Source organism: Scytonema sp. NUACC21 (assembly GCF_054684315.1).
This window is the reverse complement of sequence record NZ_BAAFZH010000097.1, coordinates 35,376-59,688: the sequence shown is the minus strand read 5'-3', so window position 1 is coordinate 59,688 and position 24,313 is coordinate 35,376. Positions and strand designations below refer to the sequence as shown.

Below are 24,313 nucleotides of genomic sequence, written 5' to 3'. Positions count from 1 at the left end.
TGTTATGCAAGCAAGTTTTTTAACTACCGTTTTGTTACCGATCGCCCTAGCTATCATCATGCTAAGCATGGGTTTATCTTTGCTACCAAAAGATTTTCAACGCGTGTCTCGCTATCCCAAAGCTGTTGCGGTAGGCTTGGCAAGCCAGTTAATTTTTTTACCGCTCCTTGGTTTTTTAATTGCCAAAATTGTACCAATGCCGCCGGAGATTGCTGTAGGTTTAATGGTACTGGCGCTGTGTCCCGGTGGTCCATCATCAAATCTAATTACGCATCTGGCAAATGGGGATGTTGCCCTCTCGATTACTCTAACGGCATTCAGCAGCATTGTGACGGTATTTACAATTCCGGTGTTTGCCAATCTAGCACTTCAGCATTTTATGGGGCAAACAACCACAATTGCGCTGCCCGTTGGTACAACAATGTTGCAAATTTTTCTGATTACGCTGCTTCCCACTGGTTTGGGAATGTTGGTGCGACAAATGTTTCCCGAGCTTGCCCGTCGTTTGGAGAAAGTAACTAACCGTTTGGCGATCGCTTTCCTTGCCATAATCATTATCATGTTGACCGTCCGGGAGTGGAGCCGCCTCCCTGGTTTTATCCTTCAGGTTGGGGTGGCTGTTGTGCTATTGAATGTTCTCTCGGTACTGGCGGGATTTTATCTCAGCAAGCTGTTTAACCTGGATATTCGCCAACAAATTTGCGTTGCAATTGAAGTGGGCATTCAAAATGGGACACTGGCGATCGCCATTACTGCTGGATTGCTGAACAACCCGGATATGGCTGTTCCCGCTGCTGTTTACAGCTTATTTATGAATGTCACGGGGTTGGCGGCGATTCACTACGGCAGAAAATTTGTCTCCACTAAAACTGACTTTTCAGGTCATGTGGAAAAACCAACTTGAACCTAAAGTGTATAACCGGAGTTGGTTATAAAAACAAACTCCGGTTGCATTTTCAGCTTATTAAATTCTCACTGGACAATAAAAGGAGCAATTAGAGACCACCGACGACTCCACCGTCCTCACGGGTGATGATGACTGTTGCAGAACGCGGGCGTCCAGATGGTCCGTAACCTTGACTGTGGGGCCAATTGCTGAACTGCGTGGGATTCGAGGCGGTAGAATCCTCACCTGGGTGCTGGATGTTGATAAACAATACTTTGCCATCTGGTGTGCTGGTGATGCCAGTCACCTCACAGTTCGTTGGGCTAGTTAGGAAGCGCCTAATCTGTTTGGTGTTGGGGTCAGCACACATCATGACATTGCCACCGATGTTTTTCCAATCACCGCGACCATCCCCTGCTTGGTCGGTTTGAATCCAGAGGCGACCAAAGTCGTCAAACCAGAGACCATCTGGTGCGCCGAAGTCGTCACCGTTAATGTTGCCGACCAAATTTTCCTCGGAATTGAGTCTGTCACCGCACTCAACGAAAAGGTCCCAGGTAAAAGTGGTAGCTGTGACAGTGCGTCCATCCTCACGCCAGCGGATGATGTGACCGTAACGGTTGTCAGGGCGGGGGTTGGCACTATCAACGGGAGGACGTGCGCTACCTGCTGCTGTTGAACCGTCTGGCTGGTTAGAGGAGGCTGGAGTTGTTCCGCGACGATTGTTGTTTGTCAAGGTGCAATAGATTTCAACCTCTTCAAATCCTCCTATCCGGGGACGCACGGCAGTCCACTCTGGACGATCCATCATTGTCGCACCCAGACGGTCAGCAGCTTGTCGTGTCTTGATAAGCACTTCAGCTTGGCTTCTGAACCCATTCTCTGGTGTCAGCCCACCCTGACCGTAGACTAGAGGGAGCCACTCGCCTGTGCCGTCGTCCTTGAACTTGGCAACGTATAGAGTGCCGTAGTCGAGCATATCACGATTGGCATTGCGATCGTACCGATTCAAGGGTCTGGCACATACGAACTTGTAGACATACTCGTTGCGCTCGTCATCACCCATATAAAAAGCAACGTAGTCGCTGTCATCAACGACAACCTGAGCGCTCTCATGCTTAAAGCGACCAAGTGCGGTACGCTTCACTGGTATGCTTTTTGGATTGTAGGGATCGATTTCAACTACCCAGCCGAACAAATGGGGTTCGAGGGGGTTGGTGCTAGCATTAAAGCGTGGATCGACCTCATGCCAGCGATAGCCAGCCCCTGTTCTTGAAATGCCGTATCGATTCTGCCCTGCCAGAACGTCGGACTTGTCGATTCCCGGACTCGAATCCACATCTCCCGTAGTATTAGCAAAGTAACCGTTCCAGTTCTCTTCACAAGTTAAGTAGGTTCCCCAAGGTGTGTATCCGTTAGCACAGTTGTTGATAGTGCCGTATGCAGTGTAGCCGTTGTTCAGCCTTCCGGTGTCGATTGAACCACTTGGGGAAATATCGAATTTCTTCGATTTCAAAAGTGCGTCACCCGCTGCCGGTCCGGAAACATACATCTCAGTGTTAGCAGTGATGCGGCGACCATAAGGCGAATTACGGTTCACAATCCATTTGTTGCGACTCTTAGAAATATCTACAACGGACACCCCGTGAGCAGCCTGAGACTTCCGTACCTTCTGAATCGTCACTTGCGAACCGGGTAAACCTAACTGGGGTGTAGTTGATGTCGCGGCAACGAAAGTCAGACCGTCAGAATGAAGAACCTCTTCATGGGTATATTCATGGTTCACGCACAGCAGCCCGCGCTCTTGTACCCGACCAAAAAAACCCCGCTGTCTCAGAGGGAAGTAGTGCATACCATCGGCGTGCATCCCAAACTGCTTTTCCTGCGCTGTAGCGTCTTGGGAAGCATTTGCTTGCCAGTCCGGACCTCCTGGTGCGATGGGGTCACCCCAAGCAACCAATACTTCAGCTTTATACCCTGTAGGAACACTAACAAGATCCTTTTCCAAAAGCCCTGTATTTGGGTTATTCAAATTTGGCGGCACGCTCTCGAAGCCGATACCACCGAATCCAGGTCCGGCTGGAATTGGTGCAGCTTCCACACTGCGGAGAAAACCACCAATAGAAACCTCACCTGCTACTGTTAGTACAGATGCACTGGCTGCCGTTAGTATAAACCGCCGACGACTCATACCAACGCGCTCAATCACGTCGCGAATTGACTCGTTACCGGATGGGTTGACTGTTACGTTGTTTTTGGGGTGACGGGAACCTTTCATTCTGGGTACTCCATTAAAAAGTTACGAACTGGTTATTTTGATTTCTTTTGTTGTCAGGATATGGTGGTTTACCATGAGCATGAAGTACACCGGATGTAGGGGAGCAAAGCAAGAGCGCCCTTACAGTCTTACCTCATTAAATCGAATGCTAGCTCTAGTTTTAAGACTCAGGGATGTTACCCTCGGAACTTGCTTTGTAAGCAGAATTATCGAAAAAATTAATCTATTTTTAAGACTAAACTACCTACAACACAGGTTCTCAACATTGAAAGCCTCTTGCTAGATTCATGTATCACTAAAATTGCTAAATTTGAAAGATTTTATTTTTTGTTGATAGTAAAAATAATCAGATCCATTGACCAAATAAATGATTGATGTATTATGTCAAAAAGTTTCAAGACCTATAAATCCTTGAAAACGTTTGCTTTCATTAATTAGAATCTTGTAAAAAAGTTAAAAATACCTGACCTTTTGGTTAAATTTTGGTTAAATTATTAAAATAGTAAATATGTCAGAGGCAATTTATCAAGTAAATTTTAAATCACCAAATGTTTTGTGTAGGTTGGGTTGAGGAACGACATCCAAAAATGCGATCGCATATTGGGTGTTGTTATTCTCTTACTCTAATTATAGAAACGTACCAAACTTTAAATTTACTTTAGTTTATGTAAATAATTTTTCTATGAAAAATATATCTAATTATTTCTTATAAAGGTAGGCAAGACTATCTGCTACTTTTCTGCGTTCTCAGGAATGCCTAACTGGCTTTTCCGGATTTATATTGGTTGATAGTTGTGTGAAATATAGGCGCTTTCAGGATTTGTTGTGGGGTAAGCGTTTAGAGGGTGCAAAAACGATGCAATACAAGACGGCGTTGAATCAGATTTTATAAGTTTTAATTTTATTTATTGCTTTAATCGATAAATTATTTATATATTTTTAAGTATTGACAAAATACACTTGTTTCTAATTTTTCACCAATAATATGCAAGTAATTTTTTGTTGAAGCCATAATGCATAAGTTAAAAGGTGTGAGAACTAGTAGGTAGTAACCCTCCTGTATTTTATCGAGCGTGCGTCAAACCCCATCCTATGAGTGGGAGGCGCGGTTGATAAATAAAATCTAGAAGAGAATAGATGATGTTTTTTAGAAATTTAGCATCTTTCTTTAGTATGAATATTGACAAATGAAACTAAATATTTATTGGTCTCAAATGGGGCACAAATACTGACTGCCGCACGTAGAAGTGGAAATGGTGGTACTTTGGTTATTAATGCTTTCGATTCAATTTTATTGAGTGGTGCATCTCCATTTGCTACTGGTGAGCTTGATGATAACCAACGTAGTGGAATTTTTGTATCTGCTGAACCAGAAGCCACGGGTAATGTTGGAAATTTCAATCTGAATACTGGAGTACTGATTGTTGAAAGTGGAGCGAGGATCTCAGCAGATAATTTTGGTTCTGGTCAAGGGACAACACAGAATATAAATGTCAATTCTCCTACCGAAATTGTAGAAGCACAAGGCTGGATAACAGATACGGACGGAAATGTAGTTCTGGTTGCGACTGCACCAACTCCCCCCCACAGTCCTTTATTTAAACCTACATCTTGCGCTGCTTTACCTTAAGTTATCGCTCTTCTGGAAAATAAAATATACAGGCTGTAAAATAATAATCATTATTGAGAGTGGGGTGAGCAGAATTGGTATCAACTTATTTTTAAAAAATCTTATCACTTATCCAAGACAGTCAGAGCTTTCCATTTCTGTCCTCTACATATCCGCATTTGAGACAGATATTACTACGAACTGAACAGGAACTTGGGCTGGCGTGCATTATGTGTAAGGTTTGGTAGATTCGTGCCACTTTAACAGATTAATGTGTTCTTGCAGAACAAGGATATGGTTGAGCGATATCGCAGAATGGCAATTTGGCGTTGGCTCTCAAACCTCAATGGACAGTTGTTGAACTGGCACAAGGTGAAAGATTTGCGACCAAAGTAGCTATTTGTAAAATCGCGAGATTGAGGGTTATAATTATTGCTGTATAAGGGTTTCTGCGATTTCACCTATATAAGGAAAATTGGCTATTGCAACCCTTTTGCTATGGCATGACTGTCAATCGCAAGGAAAAAATTTCGCAAAGGGGATGCAATTTGCAAAAGTGCTGATACAATTACTTATGAAGTAGAGAAAAAACCCTCGGAACCTCTAGGGTGCTTAAGCGAAATTGCGTCTGCAGATTACGAAAGCATAGCTAAGCTCAGAGCTAATCAAGCATTTACCTAATATTTGCCGCAAAGCGATTTGATGAGTGGGAACCTTTAGTACAGGAAGACTTGCTTCCGATGTTAAAGGCTCACTTCAGCACGCTCTATATTAGGGACGAGGAAATTTCTACTAAAGTTCCGATGGCTTGTTTCATTTTTACTATTCAGGGTTCTGCTTTTGTTCTCGTCACTTTCAGTTGCAGCATTTCCGAAAAACTTGATGGAGGCAAAACAATGAACTACACACAAATCGATGCGCTTCAAGCTAATACCTTGGCTGCTAACCCCGGTACAATCAATAATCCACGCAGCCCACTAGATTTCAAATCAAGTCCGGAATCAGGTAGCGCGATTGATAAAGGCATACAGGATAACATCAATACATGGCTCCAAGGTGGCTTTGGCGATCGCAATTCTATAGGTGATACCAACAACAACTCAATCGATGGAAAAAAGGCAATTAACAACCTAGTTGGTCGTACTGGAAATCAATTAGATAGTAAGGGTGGCAGCAATCAAGACCTTCTGGTTGGAGGCAAAGAAACCCTAACTGGTGGCTTCGAGAAAGACCCACTGATGGCGGGCTCAAAGCCTGTATCTCCAGCTTCCCCAGCTTCTCCATCTGACTATTCTGGTAATGGAACGAAATACTACGTTTCACTAGATGGAAGTGATGAGAATCCAGGTACAGCCGATAAACCCTGGAAAAGCCTTAACTTTGCAGTAAGTGAAGACTCTCCAGTCAAAGCCGGCGATACTGTTCTGGTTCAACCTGGTACTTATACAGAACTCGTTACCCTTGAGAAATCTGGCGACAGTCAGTCCGGTCACATCACACTCAAAGCAAATGGCGACGTGACATTACGCGACCCTGACCCCGTAGAAGGTGGTTTTAGAGAAGGCGTGATTCAGTCAGTTGGTGAAGGCTATTGGGTAATTGATGGCTTCCGCGTTGAAAATACCTCTTGGGCGGGGATTTCTCTGCGTGATGCCAACAACATGATTGTTCAAAACAACTCTACCTACAATACTGGTTCCTCCGGAATCATCGTCATGCCTGACAGTTATTACCAAGGTGGAGAACAAGAGGTCACCAGTAAGGATATTAAGGTGCTCAATAACACCGTCGAAAAAGCCAATGCTAGATGGAAAGGTGGTGGTGGTGACAACTCTATCTATGACCCCCTGGGAACTCAAGAGTCCTTAAGCATCTGGGGTGTAGATGGCTTTGAAGTAGCATACAATACTGTAAAAGATGGAACACGCGAAGGTATTGACATCAAAACAGGTTCTCGCAATGGCAGCGTCCATAACAACTTTATTACAGGTCAAGCCTCTATTGCCGGTACATATCAGGGCTATCAAGGCGGTCCTGCTCTTTACATAGAAGGCAATCGTGTTGATATGTTCAATATCGATGTTTACGACAACGTCGTTACCGGCAATATTGCTGATGGTATTGTAGTTGCAGATGAAGTTCCCAGTATCGGAGAAGTCAGAGACATCCGAGTTTACAACAACGTTGTTTATGACAATGGACGAGAAGGAATGAACTCTGGTCGAGGTATTGGCGTTACCAGTAATGTCCGTAACGTTGATATTGTCAACAATACCGTTGCCAATAACGTCCAAGCCATTGAAGTTGATGGTTCGGATTTCACTGGCGGTTATAAAACTAGAGACGTTGTGGTTCGCAACAATATCTTTGCCGATAGTTCCTATCGCAACGGGTCACTTGAAGATGTCAACAACTTAACTTTGGATAGTAACTTGTTCACTGATAAGTTTGACAAGCTCTATGATGGTGGCAATGGTCTTGACAACTTCACAAATACCAACAACCAAAAAGTGGGTTCTATTGGCTTTGTCAATCAAGATGGCAAAGATTTCCGCCTCTCATCAGGTTCCGCAGCTATTGATAGTGGCTCTGAAAACATTGGCGACTATGCAAAGTTCGATATGGAAGGTGTAGAACGCAATCAAGGTGATGGTGCTGATATCGGTGCCTATGAGTTCAGGTCTTAATTGATAACACTGCCTTTAATAGGCTGTTTTCAATTCAAGGCAAACATCTGATTTCCTTGTAGCAGGCGTATCTTAACCGTCTAGTTGTAAAGTGCGTTGTTGACTAACATCAGCAACGCACCTCATCCAACAGTGCCTATTTGTAGAACGGGGAAAACGAAATGGTTTAAAATTAATTTTCGACGCGAACGGGAATAGCAATCCCTTCTTGGATAAACGCATCGGTAAAAATCTTACGCAGAAGGCGCTGGATTTGAAGATGCTTTCCGGGTTTGACTTTCGTCACTGTACGGAGCAACAAGTTAGTTTCTCCAAGATTCTCCACTCCATCTACTTGTGTGGGTTCGAGGATATCTGGGTAATCTGCTTGAATTTGTTGCCCTACCTCCTCAATCACTCTGTAAACTTGTGCTAAGTTGGAGTCATAAGGTACACCAACTTCCACTACCGCATAGATGTACTGTTTGGAGTAGTTGGTAATTGAACCGAGTTCTCCATTGCGTATAATCTGCAATTGACCATTGGGATGTCTGACACGGGTTGTTCTTAGTTCAATCGCCTCTACAATTCCCTCCACAAGTTTCTCATCCGTTTTCCCAACTTCGACATAGTCACCCACTAAGTAGTAGTTTTCAAAGAGAACAAAGAAGCCACAGACTACATCGTTGACGACATGCTGTGCCCCTAAGCCCACAGTTATACCAACAATACCAGCACCAGCGAGTATTGGAGTGGGATCGATGTCAATGGTATAAAGGATAAAGATAGTAGCACCGAAGTAAATCAAGTATTTTAGAAAACTACGGATCAAAGGCACAAGAGTGAGGCGTCTGCTTCGTTGGGTATCAGTCAGATTACCTTCTCTGAACAGAACCTCTTCAACGATTAAGTTGACGACCTCAAACAACACCCGACTGATGAAGATAATGCCTATAACTTTGATAATTCGCGGACCTAAAGCTGCTATATTAGCTATTAACTCTACTTGCTGGAGCGCCAATGTCGTCATGGAGACCGCGATCGCAAATTCCAAACACCGCTTAAAAAATGGAACTAAGTGTCTGAGGCGATCGTAAAACCGCAGGAGGTTGTCAGGGCTTCTATATCTAATGCTGAGCGCATCCAGACTATCAATGATGACGGCGGCGGCTTTAAGTATCAGCAACCCGACGGCAAAGATTAAATAAATCCGCAGTATAATGTACAAATACTGGGAAACAACTGCTGGCACTTGTAGACACTGAGTACACCAAATAACAGCCAACAGCCAAATTCCACTAGTGGCTATCTTGTCTAGGGCGTGAAAGAAAGCGTCGATACTGCGATCGTCAGCTGTATTTTGTTCAAAGTTCTTGGCTCTTTTGGAAGCTGCTATCAGGCACAAGTGAAGGAATTTCACCACCACACCCGCCAAAATCAAAATACCAATGCTTTGAGCGCTGGCAATTCCGAGATTAACCCAGAATCCATAGGGGATATAGCGTATCTGCTGCTGTGTATATTCCTGAAGGTTGACCCCGCGATAGACTAGAAAACCGTTGACACCCACAATCAGAATACACAGCACCAAACAAGCCAGTAGCAAAATCCCTCTGATGTTCCGGCGCAGGGTTTTGAAACCCCTCTCCTCGCTTCTGAGCATGGGAACCTGCATCAGTAGCTTGGAGACCTTGCCAACAAGCCAGTATAGTAATAAGAAAACAAACAGAACAACGCCGATTTCAGCCAATATAATTAATAAGTTCATCACTTTAACATAGTTTTCCGAGTTGTGTAGCAAGAATTTGTTAATACTCTCAACACAATACGGATCGGTTAACCAAAAAGTCAATTTTTGGAATGCTGAAAGTGCAATTTTTAGGTGAACTCATTGGAAATTATGTCAATTCTTATACTTATCTACATTACATTGATATTAACAGCCCATTCTTTTCAGGTTACAGTATCTCAAGAAGCAAAACAACTATGCTTTAAAAATGTTTGTGCTGCTTCAACTCACTCACCTACTGCTGTTTCAGCCTCAGTTTTGCAATTTTTTACAAAATACACTTGCTTTTGCTATAGAACTGTGCAAAATTATTAGAAATAATTTACGGTAAATACATCAAATTGCCGTAGAATTGAAGTAAAATGATTTCCATGTAAAAAGGGGCAATAAACCTGCCCAAAATGTTTGCTGAGCGAGGCTTAAAACCTTACTAAGCCTTGCAAAGCAATACATGGAGAAAACGTTATCGATTTGTATCAATTGGATAAAAAACTGTTTATGTCTAATTTTACAGGCTCAAAGGCAAAAACTCACAAGTTAAGTTGCTGCTGAAATTAAACATTTTTGTTTTTCTATTTTAGCTTACTAGCACAGTCATTGACCGGAAGTTTACAGGGTTTAATTGTTGGAGGTTCGTTTTTACATGGATTTTGAAACCCGTGGAATGCATTTAAAACTTGAAAGTGTCAAAAAGTCCTTTGGAACTAAAACAGTCTTGAAAGGCTTGGATTTAGACATTATGCCAGGTGAATTTGTCGCCATTGTCGGTCGTAGCGGGTGTGGTAAGAGTACGATGCTACGCCTGATTGCAGGGCTAGATACTCCCAGTACCGGGAAAGTGTATTTAGATGGAAAACAGTCCCACGGTCGCCTCAATTCAAAAGTGCGAATGATGTTCCAAGATGCACGCCTCCTACCCTGGGAGAAAGTTCTAGCAAATGTGGAATTGGGTTTATTTGGTTCTAAGTCTAAAGTCTATGCAAAGCAAACTGCTTTACACGTTTTGCGATGTGTAGGGCTTGAAGATCGCGCTAACGAATGGCCATCTGTGCTTTCTGGAGGACAACGGCAGCGAGTCGCTTTGGCAAGAGCATTAGCAGGAAAGCCATCTTTGTTGCTTCTTGATGAACCTCTTGGTGCCCTAGATGCTTTAACCCGTATAGAGATGCAGCAATTGTTAGAGGATTTGTGGCAAGAACAGAAATTTACTACTTTGTTAATTACCCATGACGTGGAAGAAGCAGTCGTCTTGGCAGACCGAGTTGTTTTAATTGAAGACGGTGCAATTGCGATGGATTGTAGAATTTCTCTGCCCCGCCCCAGAGCAAGAGGAAATGCAGTTTTTGCTCAAACAGTAGAACAAATTCTGCATCGTGTCATGGTTAAGCCAGAACGCGATCGCTCTTTAGTACCAATTGCCCATTATTAGGGGACAGGGATGGACAAAGAGTTATAAATCGTTTCTTAACCCCTAACCCTTAACTTCTAATTGGAGAAATATCATGACTATTGCTTTAGATCGTCCACAAAAGTCCAAATCCGCCCAAATTCGCGAACGTTTGGGTTATCCGGTCATTGATACTGATGTGCATACCCAGGAATTTCCGCCCCTCTTCTTAGAGTATTTAGAGGTTGTAGGTGGTACTAAACTTGTCGATAAATTCCAAGACCACCTACCAGGGTCATCTCGGGGCAAGTGGTTTACGCAAAGTTGGGAAGAACGCCGTGCTTATCGTACAGCCCGTCCCCCTTTTTGGACTCGTCCCACAAAAGACACCTTAGGTTTGGCTACTGTCAGCTTACCAAGGTTGCTTCACGAGCGGTTGCAAGAAGCGGGTACAGATTTTGCCGTAGTTTATCCCAACCTAGCAACCCTAGCACCACATATCGGTTATGACGAAATGCGACAGGCGGTATGCCGTGCAGTAAACATCTACCACGCTGATATCTTTCGTCCCTACTCGGATCGCCTCACTCCCATTGCCGCTATTCCAATGCACACCCCATCCGAGGCAATCAAAGAATTGGAATATGCAGTCAAGGTTTTGGGATTAAAAGCCATTCAAATTCCCGGACATGTACGCCGTCCTATTCCCGCATTCCAAAAATACGGCGAAGAGGTGGCAAATGAAGCAACTTGGATAGATACATTTGGCTTGGATAGCGAGTACGATTACGATCCATTCTGGGCAAAGTGTGTAGAGTTAAAAGTTGTACCCACTACACACTCTTCTGGTATGGGTTGGACGACTCGCCGCTCAATTTCCAACTACCAATACAACCACATCGGTCACTTTGCTTCAGCAGGAGAAGCACTTTGCAAATCACTGTTTTTTGGTGGTGTAACAAGGCGTTTCCCAACTTTGAAATTTGCCTTCTTAGAGGGTGGTAGTGCTTGGGGTACAAGTTTGTATACTGATATCTTATGGCACTGGGAAACCCGCAGCCCTAAAGCTTTGGAAAGCAACGACCCCAATGCTGTAGATCGGGAGTTGTTGCAAGAACTGTTTAGCCGCTACAGCGATGGGTGGCTAAGGGGACGCACAGAGCAAATCGGCAACGGTTTGGGCTTCCACGGTCATCTGTTTTCACCTGACGATCCTGGTGAAATGGATGAATTTGCCTTAGCAGGAATTCAACGTTCCGAAGATGTGCGCGATCGCTTTCTAAAGCATTTCTATTTTGGAACAGAATCGGATGATACCCGCGTTGCCCATGCATTCAATCGCAAAGCAAATCCTTTTGGCGATCGCGTCAAAGCCTTCCTGGGATCTGATTCCGGTCATTGGGATGTACCCGATATCACTGCTGTAGTTGCCAACTCTTACTCAATGGTAGAACGCGACATTATCACCGAAGAAGATTTGCATTATTTCCTATCTCTTCACCCATTAGAGCTATACACCAGCCTCAACCGCGACTTCTTCAAAGGCACTGCTGTGGAAAAAGCAGCAGATGAATATTTAGCGAATGCAAACAGTTAATTAGGTCGGTACAAATAAAGTTAACTGGTTTTGGTCGTCCTTTGTCAAAAGTCATGAGTCATTTGTAAGGGATCGTTTTTACATTCCTTAACACAACTGCCTTTATTCCATCGACCTAGTTAACCGTCAACAAATTTCAGTCTGCCTTCCGCCAATTGCTCTGCCTGTCAGGTGGGTTAGCCACGGCTCACCTGACTTTTTTAATCAGTTCTTTATTATTAACTGATAACTGATACAAAGTTGCTTCTTTCCCTTGCTCTTTCTAATCATGGGGTGGCTGAAGACCACCCTATTTCTTCAATTTAATTTTTTCCCTTATAAAAGCTACCGTGTACACACAAGTTGAATTTACCCCCCTTAATCCCCCCTTATCAAGGGGGAAACAAAAAATCCAATTTCCTCCCCTTTATAAGGGGAGGTTAGGAGGGGTAAAAATCATTGACAGCTTCATAGAAAATGAGTAGAAGACAAATGTACTTATAGGCTAATTCCTAATTTGTAATTGATATGAAAATCTTAAAAAGAAAGTTAAAATCATTTTGGAATGTGCAAACCACTCGTCGTTCTCTACTCTTTAGTGTTGGCTATTGTCTAATTCTATCCACAACTTTGTTTAGTTGTTCTCAGAAACCGGAGACGACTCAGCAACAAATTTCTGCAACTAATACCAGCGATAACAAAGTCACTAATAGCAGTGGTAAAGTCATACGTATTGTGCGTTCAAAACAGCTGAATCCTCTAGCAGTACTAGAAAAACAGGGCAATTTAGAAAAAAGATTGGAACCTTTAGGTTTTAAAGTAGAATGGGCATCATTTGCTGCCGGACCGCAACAATTAGAAGCTCTAAATGCAGGTTCGCTTGATATTGCTTCGACTGCGGAGTCACCTCCAGTTTTTGCTCAAGCAGCAGGAACACCGCTCGTCTATCTAGCGACTACACCTTATAATGGCAGAACAATTTCGCTGTTAGTTCAAACAAATTCTCCTGCTAAAAGTGTTGCCGACCTCAAGGGAAAGAAAATTGCTTTTCAAAAGGCATCCATTGGTCATTATCTGTTAGTAAAAGCCCTGGAAAAAGAAGGTTTGAAACTGAATGATGTTGTGTCAACTTATTTGCCTCCACCAGATGCTAATGTGGCTTTTAGTCAGGGAAAGGTAGATGGCTGGTTTATTTGGGAACCCTTTGTCACAAGAGCCGAACAGAAAAAAATAGGTCGCGAGTTAATACATGGTGGTGAGCTTAGGGACACTGGTAACTTTTATTCAACATCACGAAACTTTTACCAGGCAAACCCAGAAATTATCAAAATATTTCTAGAGGAGCTACAAAAATCAGAAAATTGGTCTAAGCAAAATCGTAAAGAAATGGCAAAACTTCTTGCTCCAGTTATACAAGTTGATGCTGCAACACTGGAAAAGATGTACGACAAATATGAATGGGGGTTGCGACCAATTACCGAGCAAGTTATCAACAAGCAACAAGAAGTTGCCGATATGTGGTACAGCCAAAAGTTGATACCTAAAAAAGTGAACGTTAGAGATGGATTTTTGACTCCTGAAGAGTATGCCAAAATCACTCCCCAAGAAGTTATAGCCAAACAGTGAACAGTCAGAAAGATTAAAAGTGAGGAGAATTAACAACAGATATGAGACAATTTTCACAGCAACGCCGTCAATTTTTAAAGACATGTACACAATATTCCCTACTAGGACTATCTAGTTTTTCAGTTACAATTGTTGGAGATTTTATAGAGAAGGCACAGGCGCAAACAAAAACCTCTGGATTTAAGACTAAGGTAGTTCGGATGGGCTATCAAACTTCTGGGGATATTGTTAGGTTAAGAAGAGTTTTAGAACCACGTCTCAAAGCTTTAGGCGTTGCCGTAGAATGGGCACCCTTTCCTGCAGGACCTCAACTCATGGAAGCCATGAATGCAGGGAGGGTTGATATAGGTAGTGTTGGGGAGACACCCCCAATCTTTGCTCAAGTTGCAGGGGCACAACTTGTTTATATTGCAGGACGCAAACCTAGTAAAGGCGAAGGTAGTGGCATTATAGTTAGGCAAGATTCCCCTATTAAACGGGTTGCGGATTTGAAAGGTCAAAAAGTGGTTTTTCAAAAAGGTTCAGCCTCCCACTATTTATTATTACGAGCTTTGCAAGAAGCGGGGTTAAAATTTAGTGATGTTCAAGCTATTAGTCTAACTCCAGCCGAAGCCCGTGATGCATTTCTTCAAAAGAAAATTGATGCTTGGGTAACTTGGGACCCCTTTTATGCTTTTGTACAAAAAAATGCGAATGCCCGTACTTTAAGAAACGCAGCAGGAATTGCAACGCAAGGTGGGTTTTATTTATCCAGACGCGATTTTGTCAACCAAAATCCCGAACTGGTGAAAGTGATTTTGGAAGAGATAGATAAGTTAGGGCGATGGGCTGAAGGTAACCCCGATGAAATTGTAAAACTTCTTGCTCCCGAACTGAAGCTCGACCCATCTATTTTGGGAGTCGTAGTTCGTCGTCGAACCTATAGTTTAAGAAGATTAACACCAGATATTATTAACCAACAGCAGCGTATTGCTGATGTCTTTTATCAAGAAAAAGTTATACCTCGAAAAATTGATATCAAGCAAGCAATACTTACGCCACAACAATACGCGGCTATTACACCTCAAAGATTACTCAGCCAAAGGTAAAGGGGTTAGGAGTTAGTGGTTAAAAGTTAGGGGTTAGTTGTTAGGTAGTAGTAAAGATGGGGAAGTGAGGCTGTATGGTAGATGTTTTTTGGTATTTACCTACTCAAGGAGATGAGCGCTACTTAGGCACAAAAATTGGCAGACGGGAGGCGACTTATCCCTATATGCGTCAAATTGCCCAAGCTGTTGACCAGTTAGGTTACGGCGGGATGTTAATTGGAACGGGACAAAAACAGGATACCTGGATTGTTGCTGCATCACTGATTGCAGTCACCCAACGTTTGCGCTTTCTTGTAGCCTTTCGTCCATCAATTATGTCACCCTCCTTATCTGCACGGATGGCAGCTACTTTTGACCAGATTTCAAATGGTAGGATTATTCTTAATGTGGTGACTGGTGGCGAAAGCGAAGAACTAGCTAAAGATGGTGTATTTTTATCCCATGACGAACGTTACGAATTGACTGATGAGTTTTTGACCATTTGGCGATCGCTCATGCATAATGAAGAAGTGAATTTTAGCGGTCGCTATTTGAAAGTTAAAGGTGCAAAACTGCAATTTCCTCCCGTACAAAAACCCCATCCAACCCTATATTTTGGTGGTTCTTCAGAAGCTGCACTTAAAGTTGCTGCAAAACATATTGATGTCTATTTAACTTGGGGAGAACCACCCCAACAAGTTGCTGAAAAAATTGCCAAAGTGCGACGATTAGCAGCCGAACAAGGGAGAACAGTCAGGTTTGGTATCCGGTTGCAAACGATCGTTCGAGAAACAACACAGCAAGCTTGGGATGCTGCCAACGATCTGATTAAGTACTTAGATGACAAAACAATAGCTGCTGCTCAACAGAAGTTTGCTCATTCAGAGTCAGAGGGACAACGCCGCATGGTACAGCTACATAATGGCAGCCGCAAGCAATTAGAAATTAGCCCCAACTTATGGTCGGGTGTTGGCTTGGTACGTGGAGGTGCGGGGACTGCCTTGGTTGGAGATCCAGACACAGTTGCCGCACGAATGCTGGAATATACTGACTTGGGAATTGATACTTTTGTGTTATCTGGTTATCCCCATCTCGAAGAAGCCTATCGAGTTGCCGAGTTAGTATTTCCCCGCTTGCCATTAAAAACTCTTCCCACTTTGACATCGCAATCTGTTGCAGATCCATATAACGAATTTGTTTCCAAATCCAATTTATTTCAACCACAACCAACAGCTTCCTAGAGGTAACTAATGACAATATCACTCAAGTTAAAAGACAATTTTTTAAACAATCGAAATATTCAAGCCATCATTCCTTGGGGTGTACCCATACTCATACTTATCCTATGGCAAATTTTATCTGCAATAGGTATCATTCCTACTAGAATTTTGCCTGCTCCATTAGGCGTAGTAGGTGCTGCCATTCAACTTGCTAAGAGTGGCGAACTGTTTAGAAATATCAGCATTAGCGCATTACGAGCAATATCAGGTTTTATAGTTGGTGGAAGTATCGGGTTTGCGTTAGGATTGCTTAATGGCATTTCGCCCATTGCCGAAAAGTTGTTAGATACTTCTCTCCAAATGCTCCGTAATATTCCTAACTTGGCTTTGATTCCTCTGGTGATTTTATGGTTTGGAATTGGGGATGAAGCGAGACTATTTCTCGTCTCCTTGGGTGTTATGTTTCCCATCTATTTAAATACTTTTCACGGTATTCGCAACGTAGATTCAGGTCTCATTGAGATGGGTAAAGTTTACGGTTTGAATACCTGGGCTTTGTTCTGGCGGATTATTCTTCCTGGGGCGATGTCTTCTATTCTAGTTGGCGTGCGCTACTCATTGGGTATCATGTGGCTGACACTGATTGTCGCTGAGACCATCGCAGCTGACTCTGGAATTGGTTATATGGCAATGAACGCCAGAGAATTTATGCAAACAGATGTAGTGGTACTCAGTATCTTGCTTTATGCCTTGTTTGGTAAGCTAGCAGATGTAATTGCCCGGTCATTGGAAAGATATTGGTTGCAATGGAATCCTAATTATCAGAACGTTTAGCAGCACATCAAATCTAAAATGGTAGCGCAAAGCTTCCCCCTTTATCCTTCCAAATGCTCATTATTTTGTAGGGTGGGCACTGCCCACCATCCGGATCGCCTTAAGACTACTTTATATCTATTCACCAAAATTTACTTACCCTTATTCTGTATCTTTAAAAAGGAAAAAAAGATTAAATTAAGTGGACAAAATTATACTTCCTATAGTTCAATGAGTACTGTAATAGTTCAAACTAGTTTTGAGTTATTGCAGGAAAGGTTAAGCTTTCAGAAAAAGTAAAGATGTTATGTCTTTGCGAATAAAAATCTCGTTCAAGACTGTAGCATTAAAATCTTAGAAAAAAGATTTAACTTATTCAAGAGCCAAGAAAAAACGCCATAGATATCATGACAAAACGTTCCGCCAGACAAGTAGAGGATAGTAAACAGGTCCTTGAAAAACTCATGTTGAAGTAGCCTAAAATCCTTGGGGAGGGGTAAAACCCGAGATGTTCGTTGGAGTCGTAAACTTCTCGTATCTTTGGAAAGAAGTATTAGAGAGGGAGGAAGGCTTTCAGCTGTTGCCCAGTCATAAATGATGTATTTCGAGACATTATCCGATACAGGCACAGACAAATTCTCTCAAGAACTCTTAAATTCCTAGGAATTCCCCGATAAATGACTATTTTCAATTCACATCGTTTGGGCGTGGCGGCGTCATGCTTGGTAATATTTTCAGGGCAGCGACTCCCTTAAAAAGTCGTAAGTGCGGAGAATCAATCTGTCAGTCATTCTCTTTGGTGACATAGAGACGATGGGTGAGTTTAGCTGAAGTCTTCATTGGAGATTTCAGGGAGGTTTTAGTAACTCAGAGAGCCACTTTTTAGAGAGATATTCGTTGGATGTTGGTTATTTTTACTGGTTGTCGCGCAATTTGAAGAAAAGAAGGTAGGCACTTGAGTCAAGATAAGCCCTCTGGATCTTCAAATTTTCAAGCGATTCGGTAAGTATAACTGGCGAATGTCTTAGTGGCAAAGTCTCCTCGGTCTAAACCGTTAAGCCTTTCTGTACTATGGTAGTAATACTATAGTAATATTTCGTGTCCAAATATAAAGCAATACCTTTCCTTTCAATGCCTCATTGGAATTATCAGAAAAAGATAAAGTATGGTTCAAACGACATTTACCAAACAAAAACGAGAACTGGCTAAAGCAATCTCATGGATTGAAAAAATCAGAGCACAAGAAGTGCGCCATCGTAATTATAATGCTCAAGACGAACTTCAGGATGAAATAAGAGAAACCTATGTAGATTATTCTCCTGAAGAAATTAGTCTCCATGTTTTAGAAATTGTCAAAGATGTAGTTAGTCAGCACGGCGCACGGCAAAAGGCAAATTCCAGCAATACAGGAAATTTTGAATGGTATGGAATTTCTGTAGAACTAACCGTCCCGCAATTACGCGCCTTACAAAGCGCTCATTCTGTTCTTGAGGAATTACTCCGCAAACTTCCCCGACGGAATCCCAAACTTATTTACAATACTACAATTGATAATCGTCCTGCTTTTGCCGACAAATGACAAATGACAAATGACAAATGACTAATAACAAATAACAATGATTCTTTTTCCTTTGTCAACCTGGTTAAAATTCATTCTGGTACTGTCATTAGCTTTACCGTTTGATGTTGTTCCCTTCTCTGGTTGGGCTTTCAACCCAAATAGTAACGCTACTAGAATTGTTGGGTTAAGTCCGACTGCAGTTACCCAAGCAAGGGATTTGGTTAATGCGATCGCTCAAAACAATGATAATAATACCGATGCTGCCATTACTACCAATAGTTCTGTTGTTCGCATCCACGATATTCAAGGCGCAAGTCACACCTCTGAGTTAGTAGGTGAAACAGTTACTGATGTACCTGGGGTGGTGACAGCAGTACTGGGGTCGGGTTCCGGTCGCAGTTTTTACATGCAAGACCCCGATCCAGATAACAACGACGCAACATCAGAAGGTATTCTTGTTTTCCTAGGGAATTCAAGTATCCCCAATCCTATGGTGGGTCAATCAGTACAAGTCACGGGACGGGTTAGTGAATTTCGAGCTGGAAACAATGCTAATAATTTGACGACAACTCAAATCAATGCCAATGTAGCAGGTGGTGCAGTCCAAACAATCGCTTCTTTGGGAAGCGTTACCCCCATCGTTATTGGTAAGGAAGGTCGCATTCCACCTAATAGAACTATTAACAATGATTTCACAACAGCCGCTACCGGCAATGTGGAAAGAGAGGGTGATTTTGAACCAGCATCGGAGGGTATAGACTTCTATGAAAGTTTAGAGAGTATGTTGGTTCAAGTGAACAACCCCCTAGCTATTAGTCCCACCAATGGATTTGGAGAAATTTGGGTTCTTCCAGACAATGGCTCCAATGCAACAGGACGCACTGTTCGCGGAGGAAGTCTCATTTCATCCAAGGACTTGAATCCCGAACGCATCCAAATTGATGACGCCCCATCAATATCTGGTAGGTCTCCCGAAGTTAATGTCGGCGCAACTTTAGGCACAATTACAGGTGTGATTGATTATAATTTCAACAGCTATGAAATTCTGCCGTTTTCTATAACAGTGAGTTCTCCAAGTTCTCTGACCAAAGAAACAACAAATCTCACCCCAGATGTTAACAATCTGACCATTGCTACGTTTAATGTTGAAAATCTTGACGCCAAACTAGAGGAAATTAACAAGGTCAACGAACGGCAAAGAAGTAATGTTGATGATGATTTGGGCAATGGGAAATTTGCTGCACTCGCTAACCGTATAGTTAACAATCTGCGTTCTCCTGATATTATTTCATTAGAGGAAATTCAAGACAATACGGGAGCAGAAATCAATGACGGTGTGGTAGATGCGGATCGCACATACCAAGAGTTAATAAATGCGATCGCTTCCATAGATGGACCTACCTATGATTACCGTCAGATAAACCCGATTGAAGGACAGGATGGAGGTCAACCCGGTGGCAATATTCGGGTTGGTTTTTTGTTTAACCCCAATCGCGTACAATTTGTAGACCGTCCGGGGGGAGGAGCTGCGATCGACACGACAGTTAACAATGTTGACGGACAACCAGAACTTTCCGCCAGTCCAGGGCGAATCAATCCAACGAGCTCGGCTTTCAACGATAGCCGCAAGTCTTTAGTAGGTGAGTTGATCTTTCAAGGTCAAAAGCTGTTTCTGATTGCCAATCACTGGAACTCCAAAGGTGGAGATCAACCCCTGTACGGTCCCAACCAGCCCCCTGCTTTAACAACAGAAAACCAACGCCGCCAACAAGCACAAGTTATCAATGACTTTGTAGATAGTCTTTTGGCGGTAGATCCTGAGGCTAACGTAGTCGTTTTAGGAGATTTGAATGATTTTGAGTTTTCCGAACCGCTAAATATCTTAAAAGGAACGCCTGGTGGTAGGGGTAGGTCTGTGTTGAGAAATTTGGTAGAAACTCTAAAACCCAATGAACGATACACTTATAATTTCCAAGGCAATGCTCAAGTTTTAGACCATATCCTAGTTAGCAAAAATCTGTTTAAGAAATTAAACGGTTACGATATCGTCCATATCAATTCTGAGTTTGTTGACCAAGATAGCGACCATGACCCCAGCGTAGCCCGGTTTAATTTCATGGTTAGTAGTTAATGGAAAAATAGCTCGATAGTTGTCATTTGTCATTTGTTATTCGTACCTAAGAAATGGCTAATGACAAATGACAGCTTTCGGATAGCTGTGAGCGTTAGCATGTTCAACGTTGTATTTTGAATAGCTTATATGGTTTCTACCAACACAATTCGCTTTTCTCAGTTCAATGCTTCTTTGAACCGTGGTGCAGAAGGTCGGTTAATTGAGGATTTGTCTACACCTGACAATGCACAAGCAAAGACCGTCGCGGAAATCATTCAGCGCAACAACCCAGATGTGCTGCTGATTAACGAGTTCGATTACTATGAGCCAGCTCCATATAAAGCTGTAGAACTTTTCCAAAAAAATTACCTTTCTGTCAGTCAGAAAGGTGCGACTCCGACTGAATACCGCTATGCTTACATTGCACCCTCAAATACAGGTATCGCATCTGGATTTGACTTAAACAATGATGGCACCGCCGTCACAACTCCCGGTACGCGAGGATATGGTGATGATTCCTTCGGTTTTGGGGAGTTTCCCGGTCAATTTGGAATGTTACTGCTATCCAAGTACCCCATAGATACCGAAAATCTGCGGACATTCCAAACTTTCCTATGGCAGGATATGCCTGGGTCACTGCTATCTACCGTTGCGCTTCCTGATTCCGGTACACCTTGGTATTCACCAGAAGAACAAGCTGTCCTGCGCCTTTCCTCCAAAAGTCATTGGGATGTTCCCATCATAGTGAATGGCGAGACAATTCATGCTTTGGTCAGCCATCCTACGCCCCCTACCTTTGACGGTCTTGAAGACCGTAACGGCAAACGCAACTATGATGAGATTCGTTTCTGGGCAGATTATGTTACCCCAGGCAAGGGCGATTACATCTATGATGATGCAGGCAAGCGAGGCGGTCTTGGTGCTGGGTCAAGCTTTGTTATCATGGGAGACCAAAATGCAGACCCCTTTGATGGGGACAGCTACGACAATGCTATCCGGCAATTATTGCTAAATCCCAATATCAATACGAATTTTATCCCCTCTAGTCCTGGCGGTTCTCAGCAAGCAATATTGCAAGGCGGGGCAAATCTAACTCATCGCGGTAATCCTGCTTTCGACACGGCAGACTTTGCCGATACAGCCCCTGGCAATTTGCGGGTAGACTACGTACTGCCATCTGCTGATTTGCAAATTAACAACTCAGGCATTTTCTGGCCCCTCAATACAGACCCCCTATTCCCATTGGTCGGCACATTTAACCCCAGTTTACCCGGTGGTTACCCCAGTTCCGACCATAAATTGATTTGGGTAGATTTACAAGTTCCACCCATAGAAGCAGGTAGAACTGTTCCCGATGCAGACTTTTTGGGACAAACTGTATTCCCCACTAGTTTTATTCCAAGTGGTGCCGCAGGAACAGTAGATGGTCAAGAAGTGGCATTAGGTGGTTTGTCGGGTATCACCTACGATGCTATAAATAATGTCTTCTATGCTATCTCTGACGATCGCTCTCAAATTGCGCCCGCCCGATTCTATACTTTAGAAATCGGGTCTCCAGAAAGCGTCAACTTCACCAATGTTACCACTCTCAAAGATACCAACTCTCAAGAGTTCGCACTGAATAGTTTAGACCCAGAAGGTATTGCACTGACCAACAACGGTACAGTTTTCATCTCCTCCGAGGGCGAGGCAAATATCAGTGCCGGTCGGATCGCAAATCCCTTCATCAATGAATTTTCCCTTACCACAGGTCAGCAAATACGTTCCTTACCTGTTCCTAGCAAATTCCTGCCAGTTGTCCAAGACACCAACGGTAACGGGATTGTAGATACAGGAGATACCCAAGTATCGGGCATTCGCAATAACTTAGCGTTTGAAAGTTTGACTATTAGCCCCGACCAAAAATTCTTGTACACAGCCACCGAAAATGCCTTGTTGCAGGATGGTTCTGTTGCCACTCTCAACGCCGGAAGCCCTTCTCGGATTCTTCAATACAATTTGGTTTCAGGTCAGCCAGAGAAAGAATACCTCTATTTTACCGATCCGGTTGCTGCAGCACCAAATCCTGCCACAGGCTTTACTGATAGTGGCTTAGTGGATTTGTTAGCAATTGATAACCGAGGCACCCTACTTGCGTTAGAACGTTCTTTTTCAGCAGGGGTTGGCAATACCATCAAGATTTACGAAGCCAGTTTGCAAGGGGCGACTGACATTCAATACTACGATTCCCTGAACAATTTAAGTAATGAACAACTCACAGCTATCCAACCTGTAGAAAAGCGTTTGTTGCTGAATCTCAATTCACTGGATTTACCTACAGGCACAGATAATATCGAAGGCATCAGTTTTGGACCAAAATTACCTGATGGTAATCAGTCCATTGTCTTGGTGAGTGACAACAACTTCAGCCAAACACAATTCACCCAAATCCTCACTTTAGGGGCAGACCTGGTTCCCACCGTTACGCCTACGGTAGAAACCCGTCCTGACTTGTTTGACGACCCCAACTTGCCACGAGACCAACGTGCTGATGCAGATGACCCTGCCATCTACGTAAACTCCGCAAACCCAGAGCAAAGTTTGGTATTAACAGCAGTCAAAAATGCTGGCTTGCGAGTTTATGACTTGTCAGGTAATCTGTTGCAAGATGTTAACCCTGGTAATATCCGTTACAACAATATAGACCTGCAATATGGCTTTAATTTAGGCGGTCACCCTGTTGATATTGCCGTAGCAACAGACCGCAATAACGACAAACTGGCAATTTTCAAAATCAACCCCCATCCCGGTACTTCCGGTCAATATCTGGAAGATATTACTGAGAGCAGCATTGGTACATTGTTTCAATCATCACCTTATGAGCCTCCCTACTCACCCTCAGAACGGAGTGCTTATGGAGTTGCCTTGTACCGCAGCCCGGTGACAAACGATCGCTACGTCTTCGCCAATCGTCGAGAAACCGGAGATGTGGCACAGTTGAAACTGGTAGATAAGGGTAATGGTAAGATTGGTACTGAGTTAGTACGAAATTTCACCGTCCCTACAACCCCTGGACGTGATGCTCAACTGGAAGGCATGGTAGCAGACCAAGAATTGGGCTACCTTTACATTGGGCAAGAAGATGTAGGTATTTGGAAGTACCAGGCTGAACCCAATGGTGGCACAACAGGTACGTTGATTGACAAAGCCAAAGACATAGGTGGTCAATACTTAGAAGATGATGTAGAAGGGCTAACCATCTACTATGGCAATCAAGGCACTGGTTACCTGTTAGCTTCCAGCCAAGGTGACAACACCTTTGTTGCTTACACCCGTGAGGGTAACAACGACTTTTTGGGACGCTTCGCTGTTGGTAACAATGGCCCCATTGACAGCGTACAAGAGTCGGATGGTGCAGATGTGATTAACGTGCCTCTTGGTTCCAAATTCCCTTATGGTGTGTTCATTACCCAAGATGGTAGTAACTTACCCGCACGTTTAGTTGAGGATGATGGGGAATTTGAGAATGTCAACAGCAACTTTAAGCTGGTGCCTTGGGAAAATATTGCCTATGCTTTCCCCCAGCCTTTAGTCGTTGATACTACGAGTTACGATCCTCGCAATCCCAGCCCTTACTATCTGTTTGGTGGTAACAGCGCAATTGCTAGCCCACTTGAGGTAGCACCTGTTGGGGATATTGTGTAGGAGAAGATAGCAGTTCTCAATTGACCATAAGGCATTGA

Annotated in this window: 14 protein-coding genes; 12 read left to right on the top strand and 2 right to left on the bottom strand. The window is 43.2% G+C overall.

The features are described 5' to 3' along the window. The first annotated feature begins 4 nt into the window (after positions 1–4). A complete protein-coding gene (locus ACYRY3_RS29185; RefSeq protein WP_460205174.1) occupies positions 5–904 on the top strand; it encodes a bile acid:sodium symporter family protein in 900 nt (299 codons plus the stop codon). Between the two features lie 91 nt (positions 905–995). On the opposite strand, the gene ACYRY3_RS29180 is transcribed toward ACYRY3_RS29185, so the two are convergent. Next, complete coding sequence (locus ACYRY3_RS29180) at positions 996–3,164, bottom strand: PhoX family protein (protein ID WP_460205173.1); 2,169 nt, start codon at positions 3,162–3,164, stop codon at positions 996–998. Between the two features lie 1,180 nt (positions 3,165–4,344). Between ACYRY3_RS29180 and ACYRY3_RS29175 the strand changes: the two genes are divergently transcribed. Both ACYRY3_RS29175 and ACYRY3_RS29170 read left to right on the top strand, forming a co-directional pair. Continuing rightward, entirely contained in the window at positions 4,345–4,794 is a 450-nt protein-coding gene (locus ACYRY3_RS29175; protein WP_460205172.1) for a hypothetical protein, read from the top strand. A gap of 875 nt (positions 4,795–5,669) precedes the next feature. Continuing rightward, positions 5,670–7,460 carry a choice-of-anchor Q domain-containing protein gene (locus tag ACYRY3_RS29170; protein ID WP_460205171.1) on the top strand — a complete coding sequence of 597 codons (1,791 nt, stop codon included), beginning with the start codon at positions 5,670–5,672 and terminating at the stop codon, positions 7,458–7,460. A 172-nt stretch (positions 7,461–7,632) separates the two neighbouring features. On the opposite strand, the gene ACYRY3_RS29165 is transcribed toward ACYRY3_RS29170, so the two are convergent. Next, on the bottom strand, positions 7,633–9,207 hold the full coding sequence (locus ACYRY3_RS29165) for a mechanosensitive ion channel family protein (protein ID WP_460205170.1): 1,575 nt from the start codon (positions 9,205–9,207) through the stop codon (positions 7,633–7,635). Between the two features lie 664 nt (positions 9,208–9,871). Between ACYRY3_RS29165 and ACYRY3_RS29160 the strand changes: the two genes are divergently transcribed. The 9 genes from ACYRY3_RS29160 (at position 9,872) to ACYRY3_RS29120 (ending at position 24,275) form a co-directional block, all read left to right on the top strand. Continuing rightward, the gene (locus tag ACYRY3_RS29160) at positions 9,872–10,657 is read left to right on the top strand and encodes an ATP-binding cassette domain-containing protein (RefSeq protein ID WP_460205169.1); all 786 of its coding nucleotides are present in this window, start codon (positions 9,872–9,874) and stop codon (positions 10,655–10,657) included. Positions 10,658–10,730: 73 nt separating this feature from the next. Next, on the top strand, positions 10,731–12,212 hold the full coding sequence (locus tag ACYRY3_RS29155) for an amidohydrolase family protein (RefSeq protein WP_460205168.1): 1,482 nt from the start codon (positions 10,731–10,733) through the stop codon (positions 12,210–12,212). Between the two features lie 507 nt (positions 12,213–12,719). Further along, positions 12,720–13,817 (top strand): aliphatic sulfonate ABC transporter substrate-binding protein, encoded by a 1,098-nt coding sequence (locus ACYRY3_RS29150; protein WP_460205167.1) that lies wholly within the window; start codon positions 12,720–12,722, stop codon positions 13,815–13,817. Between the two features lie 41 nt (positions 13,818–13,858). Further along, complete coding sequence (locus tag ACYRY3_RS29145) at positions 13,859–14,905, top strand: sulfonate ABC transporter substrate-binding protein (RefSeq protein WP_460205166.1); 1,047 nt, start codon at positions 13,859–13,861, stop codon at positions 14,903–14,905. A gap of 74 nt (positions 14,906–14,979) precedes the next feature. Beyond that, positions 14,980–16,125 (top strand): FMNH2-dependent alkanesulfonate monooxygenase, encoded by a 1,146-nt coding sequence (gene ssuD / locus ACYRY3_RS29140; RefSeq protein ID WP_460205165.1) that lies wholly within the window; start codon positions 14,980–14,982, stop codon positions 16,123–16,125. Positions 16,126–16,134: 9 nt separating this feature from the next. After that, the gene (gene ssuC, locus ACYRY3_RS29135; RefSeq protein ID WP_460205164.1) at positions 16,135–16,938 is read left to right on the top strand and encodes an aliphatic sulfonate ABC transporter permease SsuC; all 804 of its coding nucleotides are present in this window, start codon (positions 16,135–16,137) and stop codon (positions 16,936–16,938) included. A gap of 1,144 nt (positions 16,939–18,082) precedes the next feature. After that, complete coding sequence (locus ACYRY3_RS29130; protein ID WP_460205163.1) at positions 18,083–18,496, top strand: hypothetical protein; 414 nt, start codon at positions 18,083–18,085, stop codon at positions 18,494–18,496. A 37-nt stretch (positions 18,497–18,533) separates the two neighbouring features. Then, on the top strand, positions 18,534–20,609 hold the full coding sequence (locus ACYRY3_RS29125) for an endonuclease/exonuclease/phosphatase family protein (RefSeq protein WP_460205162.1): 2,076 nt from the start codon (positions 18,534–18,536) through the stop codon (positions 20,607–20,609). A 129-nt stretch (positions 20,610–20,738) separates the two neighbouring features. After that, positions 20,739–24,275 (top strand): phytase, encoded by a 3,537-nt coding sequence (locus tag ACYRY3_RS29120; RefSeq protein WP_460205161.1) that lies wholly within the window; start codon positions 20,739–20,741, stop codon positions 24,273–24,275. Positions 24,276–24,313 lie beyond the last annotated feature (38 nt).

What these genes read in the sequence shown, in the direction of transcription:
- ACYRY3_RS29150 (WP_460205167.1), top strand. Translation starts at nt 12,720, where the DNA reads ATGAAAATCTTAAAAAGAAAGTTAAAATCATTTTGGAATGTGCAAACC.
- ssuD (WP_460205165.1), top strand. Translation starts at nt 14,980, where the DNA reads ATGGTAGATGTTTTTTGGTATTTACCTACTCAAGGAGATGAGCGCTAC.
- ACYRY3_RS29125 (WP_460205162.1), top strand. Translation starts at nt 18,534, where the DNA reads ATGATTCTTTTTCCTTTGTCAACCTGGTTAAAATTCATTCTGGTACTG.
- ACYRY3_RS29145 (WP_460205166.1), top strand. Translation starts at nt 13,859, where the DNA reads ATGAGACAATTTTCACAGCAACGCCGTCAATTTTTAAAGACATGTACA.
- ACYRY3_RS29180 (WP_460205173.1), bottom strand. Translation starts at nt 3,164, where the DNA reads ATGAAAGGTTCCCGTCACCCCAAAAACAACGTAACAGTCAACCCATCC.
- ACYRY3_RS29155 (WP_460205168.1), top strand. Translation starts at nt 10,731, where the DNA reads ATGACTATTGCTTTAGATCGTCCACAAAAGTCCAAATCCGCCCAAATT.
- ACYRY3_RS29185 (WP_460205174.1), top strand. Translation starts at nt 5, where the DNA reads ATGCAAGCAAGTTTTTTAACTACCGTTTTGTTACCGATCGCCCTAGCT.
- ACYRY3_RS29160 (WP_460205169.1), top strand. Translation starts at nt 9,872, where the DNA reads ATGGATTTTGAAACCCGTGGAATGCATTTAAAACTTGAAAGTGTCAAA.
- ACYRY3_RS29165 (WP_460205170.1), bottom strand. Translation starts at nt 9,207, where the DNA reads ATGAACTTATTAATTATATTGGCTGAAATCGGCGTTGTTCTGTTTGTT.
- ACYRY3_RS29120 (WP_460205161.1), top strand. Translation starts at nt 20,739, where the DNA reads ATGGTTTCTACCAACACAATTCGCTTTTCTCAGTTCAATGCTTCTTTG.
- ssuC (WP_460205164.1), top strand. Translation starts at nt 16,135, where the DNA reads ATGACAATATCACTCAAGTTAAAAGACAATTTTTTAAACAATCGAAAT.
- ACYRY3_RS29170 (WP_460205171.1), top strand. Translation starts at nt 5,670, where the DNA reads ATGAACTACACACAAATCGATGCGCTTCAAGCTAATACCTTGGCTGCT.
- ACYRY3_RS29130 (WP_460205163.1), top strand. Translation starts at nt 18,083, where the DNA reads ATGGTTCAAACGACATTTACCAAACAAAAACGAGAACTGGCTAAAGCA.